6 protein-coding genes are annotated in these 8,073 nt (G+C 73.6%); 3 read left to right on the forward strand and 3 right to left on the reverse strand.

Going from position 1 to position 8,073, the window contains the following annotated elements; translation table 11 throughout:
• Together ABZV78_RS30570 and ABZV78_RS30575 are read right to left on the reverse strand one after the other, a co-directional pair.
• The coding region (locus ABZV78_RS30570; protein WP_355644175.1) for a glycosyltransferase at positions 1-1,117 on the reverse strand (1,117 nt) is incomplete at its 3' end.
• A gap of 25 nt (positions 1,118-1,142) precedes the next feature.
• Entirely contained in the window at positions 1,143-2,645 is a 1,503-nt protein-coding gene (locus ABZV78_RS30575; protein ID WP_355644177.1) for a lipopolysaccharide biosynthesis protein, read from the reverse strand.
• 242 nt (positions 2,646-2,887) lie between these two features.
• Between ABZV78_RS30575 and ABZV78_RS30580 the strand changes: the two genes are divergently transcribed.
• Positions 2,888-4,093, forward strand: coding sequence for an endo-1,4-beta-xylanase (locus ABZV78_RS30580; protein ID WP_355644179.1), 1,206 nt, complete (start codon positions 2,888-2,890; stop codon positions 4,091-4,093).
• A gap of 108 nt (positions 4,094-4,201) precedes the next feature.
• Positions 4,202-5,758 carry a sugar transferase gene (locus ABZV78_RS30585; protein ID WP_355644181.1) on the forward strand — a complete coding sequence of 519 codons (1,557 nt, stop codon included), beginning with the start codon at positions 4,202-4,204 and terminating at the stop codon, positions 5,756-5,758.
• A gap of 72 nt (positions 5,759-5,830) precedes the next feature.
• Here ABZV78_RS30585 and ABZV78_RS30590 read toward each other — a convergent pair whose 3' ends face one another.
• Complete coding sequence (locus ABZV78_RS30590) at positions 5,831-6,904, reverse strand: LCP family protein (RefSeq protein WP_355644183.1); 1,074 nt, start codon at positions 6,902-6,904, stop codon at positions 5,831-5,833.
• A 107-nt stretch (positions 6,905-7,011) separates the two neighbouring features.
• Between ABZV78_RS30590 and ABZV78_RS30595 the strand changes: the two genes are divergently transcribed.
• On the forward strand, positions 7,012-7,845 hold the full coding sequence (locus ABZV78_RS30595) for a class I SAM-dependent methyltransferase (RefSeq protein WP_355644185.1): 834 nt from the start codon (positions 7,012-7,014) through the stop codon (positions 7,843-7,845).
• Positions 7,846-8,073: the final 228 nt, after the last annotated feature.

The following is an 8,073-nucleotide window of genomic DNA, read 5'->3' on the forward strand; positions in this document are numbered from 1 at the left end:
TTTTTTCCCTGTGTGGGGCGGGGCGGGGGGGGGGCGCCCCCCGGGGGGGGGGGGCCCCCGGGGGGGGCCGGGCCCCGGCGGGCCGCCCCCCCCCCCCCCCCGCGCCGAGGACCTGCCGGTAGACCTCGGTGATCCGCTGCGCCACCAGCCGCTCCTCGAGCCAGGCGTTCTTCTCCCGCCCGTCGGCCCGCCGCCCGTCGCGCAGCACCTCGGCCGTGCGGTCGGCGAGCTCGGTGACCAGCCGCTCGCGCGCGGCGCCCTTGATCGGGCCGTCCGGGAACCCGACCACCGCGCCGGGCCGCACCCCGTCCACGACCTGGGCGACGTCGCCCACGTCCACCGACACGACGGGCAGGCCCATCGCGGTGGCCTCCTTGATCACGGTCGGCGAGCCCTCGGCGCCGCGGCGGGAGGTGAACAGCAGCACGTCCGCCGCGTCGAACTTGCGGACCAGCTGCTCCTGGGTCTGTCCCGGCGCGGCCAGCACCAGCTCCCGCACCGCGGGGTCCCGGCGACGCAGCTCGGCCACCACGTCCTGGAACACGTCGTATCCCTTGACCGGGCGGGCCGGGTCGGCGGCGAAGAGCACCACCCGCTCGCCCTCGGCGATGCCGAACTCGCGCCGGGCGGCCTGCCGGTCACCGGGCCGGAAGAAGCCGAAGTCCACCCCGTTGGCGATGACGTGCCCGGCGGGGTCGCCGGCCGTGTCGGCGAGCCGCTGCGACACGTAGATGCGGGCCCGCGCGTTGCCCCAGCCCAGCTTCGTCATGAGGCGCTGCCGGGGCACGTTGACGTCGCTGCCGTAGAGCGACAGCACGGTCGCCGGGTGGTTGGTGAGCCGGGCCGCCGGGGCGGCCATCCCGTAGTGCACGTGGACGATGTCGTAGCCGCCCTCCTGCACCCGCCGCCGCACCCGCGGCCCGGCGGTGAGGTAGTCCAGCTTGCCCCGGGACTGGGCGATGACCTCCACGTCGACGTGGTGCCCCAGCGCCCGCAGCGCGGTCACCTGGCGCTGCACGAAGATCCCCCGGTGGCCGCCGTCCTCGGGCCAGAGGTTGGTCACCGCGAGGACGCGCAGCGGGCGGGTGGCCGTGAGGGGGTCGACGGTGTGCGTCACAGATTCTCCTGACTGGGTCACGACTTCAGCTCGTTCCGGCCGCCGCACGGCGGCCACGCAGCACGGCGAGAAGGCCGGCCACCTCGCGGCGGAGCACCGCGAGCGCCACCAGCGGCGCGGCGACGCTCAGCAGCGCGGCCGGCCACGACCAGTCGCGGAGCGGGTCGAGCTGGATGGTCGCGAGCGCACAGAGGGCCATCAGCGCGACACACCGCAGCAGCGGCGACGCCCACCCGAGGTGGTAGAGGCGCCACACCGTGACCAGCGGGACGAGCGCGGTGACCGCCGTGCCGACGAGGTAACCGAGGCCCACCCCGACCGCACCGAGCGGCCGGGCGGCGACGGCCACCACGGCGAGCCCCACGAGGCAGCCCACCACGGCCGAGGCCACCGGGATCCGGGTGTGCCGAGGCGTGCCGCTGGCCAGCGCGTTCACGGCGGGCACCTGGAGGATCCCGAAGAACGAGGCGCAGAGCATCAACCGCAGCACGGTGGCGCCGCCGGCATAGCCGTGGCCGCCGAAGAGCTCCAGGACCAGCGGCGCGGCCGCCAGGCCGACCAGGAACACCGGGGTCATCGCCGCGGCGAGCGCCCGGGTGGACACGTCCACCTGCTGGCGGACCGCCGAGCGGTCCCCGGCGCCCTGCGCGCCGGCCATCGCCGGGAACAGCGCCAGGGCCATGGCGCGCGGGAGGAAGTAGAGCGGGGCGATCAGCGCGACGGCCGCGACCAGGTAGGCCACCTCGCCCGGCGCGGCGAAGTGCCCCGCGAGCAGCTGCGTGGCCTGCAGGAAACCGGCGCTGGCCAGCGTGCCGACGCTGCCCAGCACGGCGAACGCCAGCACCTGCCGCCGGTCGAAGGCGCCCGGCCCGGCGACCTGCTGGCGCCGCCGGTGCTGGGCGAGCCGCCGCCGGCAGAGCAGCACGAACACGCCGTAGCCGAGGCAGAGCGGCAGCAGGTACCAGGTCTGGCCGGTGGCGAGCAGCACCACCGTGCTGACCACCGCGAGCGCCGAGGTGCCCAGCTCGATCCGGGCGTACTGCGGGACCAGGCCGTGGCCGTACATGGCGGCCTTGTCCACGGTGTAGAGGGAGTAGCTGGCGGTCAGCACGGCGAGCGAGACGGTGCCGACCGCGTCCAGGTGGTGCACCTGCCGCACCACCACGGCGGTGCCGACGCCGAGCACCACGGAGGAGACCAGCCCGAGGTGGGCGAGGAACCGGTGGACCGCCCACGCGCCCGACAGGTCGCCGGCGCCGCGGTGGAACGCCACGAACTTCGACATGCCGGCGGAGACGCCGCCGGGCAGCAGCAGGCTGGCGATCGTGCTGGCCGCGAGCAGGATGCCGACCGTGCCGTACGTCGGGCGGTCGGTGGCGTGGCTGGTGAGCGAGCCGAAGACGAGCCGGGTCAGCCCCACCGCGGCCAGCGCCAGCATCGACAGCGCCCCGGCCCGCACGACCGACGCCCCCCGGCCGGTCGACGGCGCCGGCGGCTGCGGGACGTCGGGGCGTGCCGCGACGTCCACCGGAACGGCCGCGGGCGACCGGTCCGAGGCGGGTGGGCCGGGGGAGGGAACACGTGGCAAGGTAAGACCACCAAAGTCCGTACGAGTCCGTGGGACGGGGGTGCGGGTGCGCCCGCGACTCATGGGCGTCGCGCTGCGAACGTAGCAGCCGGCACCGTCGCGCGGGGACCGGGTCCTACGATGGGCGGGCCCACCGGCCGTCTCCCGTCACGTCGTTGTCGCTGCTTCACCCGAGGATGGTAATGGCCGAAGAGGTTCGCGGCGGCACCGTGTGCGCGAGCGGCCCGGCCGCTCCCGAGCCGGACACGCCCCGGCTCCGGGCGCTGCTCCCGCCGCTCCGACCGCCGGCCGACCGCCGGCGGTGGATCGCCGTGGCGGTCGTGCTGCTGCTCCTGGTGGTCGTCGCCGTGTCCTGTGTGGATGCCGGCGGTGACGGTGGCCGCCCGTCCAGCGCCGCCTGGCAGACGCCGGCCGGGCCGGACCGGCCCACGCTGCGCCGCGCCGCGCCGCCGAACGTGCGGATCGGCACGGCGGTCGACAGCCGGCTGCTGGACACGGACCCCCGCTACCGGTCCACCCTCGCCGCGGACTTCAACGCGGTCACCCCCGAGTACGTGATGAAGTGGGCGGCCCTGGAACGGGCGCCGGACCGGTACGACTGGGAGCCCCCCGACCGCCTCGTCGCGTTCGCCGAGGCCAACGGGCAGGCGGTCTACGGGCACGCGCTGGTGTGGCACAGCAGCGTGCCGGCCTGGGTGTCCGAGTCGTGGTCGCCGGCGCAGCTGCGCGAACTGCTCCGCAAGCACATCACCACCGTCGTGTCCCGCTACCGGGGCAAGGTCTGGGCCTGGGACGTGGTCAACGAGGCGCTGGCCGAGAACGGCACGCTGCGGCAGAGCATCTGGCTCCGCAAGCTCGGTCCCGGCTACCTCGCCGACGCGTTCCGCTGGGCGCACGAGGCCGACCCGGACGCCCGGCTGTTCATCAACGACTACGGCACCGAGGGCCGGACGAAGAAGGCGGACGCCCTGTGGCGGCTGGTCCGGCAGCTGCGCTCGCAGGGCGTACCGGTGCAGGGGGTGGGCTTCCAGAGCCACCTGCGGGCCGATCAGGACCCCACCGACATCGCCGGCAACCTGCGCCGCTTCGCCGCGCTGGGCGTCGCGGTGGCCGTCACCGAGCTGGACGTCCGGCTGCAACTGCCGGCGACCCCGGAGAAGCTGGTCGGCCAGGCGCTGCTCTACCAGCACGTGCTGGAGGCCTGCCTGGCGGTGCCGACCTGTGAGTCGTTCACCCTGTGGGGGTTCACCGACGCGAGCAGCTGGATCACCTACCACTACCCGGGATACGGCGCCGCCTGCGTCTTCGACGGTGAGCTGAAACCGAAGCCCGCCCACGCCTCGCTCATCGCGGAGCTGCGCGAGCCCCGGTCCGCCCCGCCGGGCTGACCCCGGGGGTGCTGCCGGAACCGGCCGAATCGCCAATGGCCGAACCGCCCGGCCGCGCGTATGGTGCACGTCGCGATCTCCGACGGGGCCCATGGAGGAAGGACGATCGTGTCCCTCAACACGCAGTTCCCTGCGCACACCACCGCGCGCCCGAGTGCCACGGTGCAGCCGGACGCGGGTGTCATCACCCCCTCCAACGGCTTCGCCCGGTCGGCGTTCGGCCGCCCGGCCACGCCCCGGGTGAACTGGCACCGGCCGTACATCCTCTGGCTCCTCCTGCTCGACCTGCTGGCCGCGCTGGCGGCCAGCCGGACCGCCATCGCCCTGCTCACCGAGGCGGACGCCGGGTTCCGCGACCCGGCCGCCCCCGGCGGGGTGGACGTGGTCTTCGTGCTGGTGGCCAACCTCGGCCTCCCGGTGGGCTGGGTGCTCCTGCTCGCCGCCTGCGGCGCCTACGACCGGCGCGCGCTCGGCATCGGCACCGAGGAGCTCAAGCGGGTGTTCCGGGCGGACATCGCCCTGGCGGCCACCGTCTCGCTGCTGGCGCTGGGCTTCAAGAAGGACCTCTCCCGGCTGACCGTCCTGCTGGTCGTGGTGGCCGCCCTGGGCTACACGCTGGCCGGCCGGTTCGCGGCCCGGTGCGTGCTGCGCTACCTGCGCCGCAGGGGGCCGCACGCCTCGCAGCAGACGCTGCTGGTGGGCAAGCTCTCCGACGCGCTGGCGCTCTACGAGGTGGCCACCCGCAACCCGGGCGCCGGGCTGCGCCCGATCGCCATCCACCTGCCGGTGCACCCGCGCCCCGGCGAGCGGATCAGCGCGCCCGTGCCGGTCTACGTCGGCTGGGAACTGGTCCCGCTCGTGCAGGAGATCGGCGCGGACACCATCGCCGTCTGCGGCCCGGCCAGCCTGGAGTCGTACGAGCTGCGCAAACTGGCCTGGCAGCTGGAGGGGACCGGGCTGGACCTCGTCGTGGTGCCCCAGGTCACCGACGTCACCGGGCCCCGGATCCACGTCCGGCCGGTCGACGGGCTGCCGCTGCTCACCGTGGAGGAGCCGACCCTGTCCGGCCTGTCGCTGGTGGCGAAGGCGGCGCTGGACCGGATGACCGCGCTGATCGGGCTGCTGCTGCTCAGCCCGGTGCTGCTCGGGATCGCGCTGGCCATCAAGCTCACCGACCCGGGTCCGGTGATGTTCCGGCAGACCCGGATCGGCTACCAGGGCAAGGCGTTCAAGGTGTGGAAGTTCCGCACCATGTACACCGACGCGGAACAGCGGCTCGCCGGCCTGCAGGACCGGAACGAGAGCGACGGCCTGCTCTTCAAGATGCGCGACGACCCCCGGGTCACCCCGATCGGCCGCCACCTGCGCGCGCTGTCGCTGGACGAGCTGCCGCAGCTGATCAACGTGTTGCTGGGGCAGATGTCGCTGGTCGGCCCGCGACCGCTGCCCACCGAGGACGACGACTACCAGGGCGACGTGCGCCGGCGGCTGCTGGTGCGTCCCGGCATCACCGGGCTCTGGCAGATCTCCGGCCGCTCCGAGCTGACCTGGGACGACGCGGTGCGGCTCGACCTGCACTACGTCGACAACTGGTCGCTCGCCTACGACCTCGGCATCCTGTGGCGGACCGTGAGCGTGGTGCTGGCCCGCCGCGGCGCCTACTGAGAACACCGCCGACGCCGGACACGACGCCGCCCCAGCCGCCGGCACCCACCGGCCGCCGGGGCGGTGATCCGGTCATTTACGGGAGTACTGCTTGATCTCGTCGACGGAGTCGCGGCGCACCGCGTCGTAGAAGGACTTCGCCCGGACGTTGTCGGGCATCACGACGCTCTGACCGCTGATCATCCCGGTGCCCTTCGTCGGGCTGGTAAAGAAGATCAGGTTGCCCCCGCGCAGGCCGCGCATCTGGGTGCCCATGTCGAGCAGCGACATGCCCTTGTCCACCGACACCGAATTCGACGTCGCCTTGATGAAGGAGTTCAGCCTGGCGGGGTTGGCGAGGATGCCCCCGGAGGCGGCCTTGTCCAGGATCGCCTTGATCACCTGCTGCTGGTGGCGGATCCGGGCGAAGTCGCCATCCGCGAACTGCTTGCGCTGGCGGGAGTAGTCCAGCGCCGCCTCACCGTCCAGCTGCTGAGGGCCCTGCTTGAAGGAGCGGTAGGGCGGGTGAATCGAGGTGAACGCCTTCTCGGAGGTGATCTCGATGCCGCCCAGGGCGTCGATGATGTCCTTGAAGCCGGCGAAGTCGATCATCGCCACGTGGTCGAGCCGCACACCGGTGAACTTCTCCACGGTCTGCACCATCAGCGGGACCCCACCCCAGGCGAAGGCGGCATTGATCTTCGCGTTCTGGCCACCGTGCGGACCGTCCTGCGACTGCGGTACCGCCACCCAGGTGTCCCGCGGGATGGAGATCAGCTGGGCGCTCTTCCGGTCGGCCGGAATGTGGGCCACGATGATCGTGTCCGTCCGGGAGCCGGAGGTCTTCTCCGGGTCGCGGGAATCGCTGCCCAGGATCATGATGTTCATGGCGCCGTGGGCAACGGCCGCCGGTCGGCCCTCCTCGGGCACACCGGCGAAGGCGTCGACCCGGTCGATGCCGGACTCCACCGAACGCAGGTACAACCCTCCGGCGACCATGCCGCCACCAGCCAACAGTGCCACCACCAACGCAGTGATCAGGACGACGCGCTTCCAACGGCGCCGGGGTCGCCGCTTCCCGCCCGGCTCCACCTCGGACGGAGTTTCCACACCGTCAAGGGGGTGCTGATAAGGCTCAGGATCGGCGAACTGCTGGCGATAGGACATGCCGCGATGCTACTGACCGGCTCCGCCGCCCGCGTGCCCGCTTCGCCTGCGGGCCTGGCGGAAACTTTTCGTCGTCAGCCACCCCCTCGACCTGGTAGAACCCTCCCGTGGACGCAACGAAGCTCCGGCGGGCCATCGCCCGCACCCCGTTGGCTCCGGTCGCCGCCTTTCCGAAGCGGCTGGCCCGGGTCGCCCGGCACGACGCCCGGGTGCTGCGCACCTCCGCCCGATGGCTGCTCACCTCCCGCGAGCACCACAACTACACGTACGAGCTGACCAAGCTCAGCCGACACCACATGGCCTGGTTCGTCAGCGTGGTCTGCGACGTCCCCGTCGGACAGGTACGCGGCTGGTTCGCCGAGATCGAGGGCGACGACAAGCTGCGCGCCCACATCGAGACCGCCACCGCCGCCGCCTCCCGTCGTGGCCTGGCCGACCGGCAGGTCCGCTACGCCCGCCGGATCGGCTGGTACGCCATCGTCCGCGCCCGCAAGCCAGCCCACGTCGTGGAGACCGGGGTGGACAAGGGCCTCGGCAGCTGCGTCCTGGCCGCCGCCCTGCTCCGCAACGCCGCCGAGGGCCACCCCGGCCGGCTCACCTCGCTCGACATCAACCCGGAGGCCGGCTACCTGGCCCGGGCCACCCCGTGGGCCGACGTGGTCGACCTCGTCATCGGCGACTCGGTCGCCTCGATCGGCGCGCTCGAGCGGCCGGTCGACCTCTTCCTCCACGACAGCGACCACAGCCGGGTGCACGAGCGCAGCGAGTTCGAGGCCGTCGAACCCAAGCTCGCCCCCGGCGCCGTGCTGCTCACCGACAACGTCACCGCCACCAACGTCCTCGCCGAGCACGCCGAACGGACCGGCCGGCGGTTCCTCGCCTACCGGGAGACCCCGGCCCGGCACTGGTACCCGGGCGACGGCATCGGCGTCGCCTGGTGAGCTCGTCTTAGCTTTCGCTTAGCCCGCTTGTCCGCCGCCCCACCGGTCCGGCAGCATCGACCGGCGTGACCGACGGCAGCGCTCTCGGCGGCCCGGCCCCCAACGGGGACGCGCAGCGACCCACCCGGCCGGGCCGCCGCCGGGCCCCGGCCGGCCCGCGCCGCTGGCTCGCCGCCGGCCTCGCCGCGCTCGCCGCCGTGGTCGCGGTGACCCTCGCGGTACGCGGCG

This window comes from Micromonospora sp. NPDC004540 (genome assembly GCF_040610095.1).
Lineage (GTDB): Bacteria > Actinomycetota > Actinomycetes > Mycobacteriales > Micromonosporaceae > Micromonospora.

Coding starts and splice junctions, on each gene's coding strand:
- ABZV78_RS30580 (WP_355644179.1), top strand. CDS start 2,888: ATGGCCGAAGAGGTTCGCGGCGGCACCGTGTGCGCGAGCGGCCCGGCC.
- ABZV78_RS30590 (WP_355644183.1), bottom strand. CDS start 6,904: ATGTCCTATCGCCAGCAGTTCGCCGATCCTGAGCCTTATCAGCACCCC.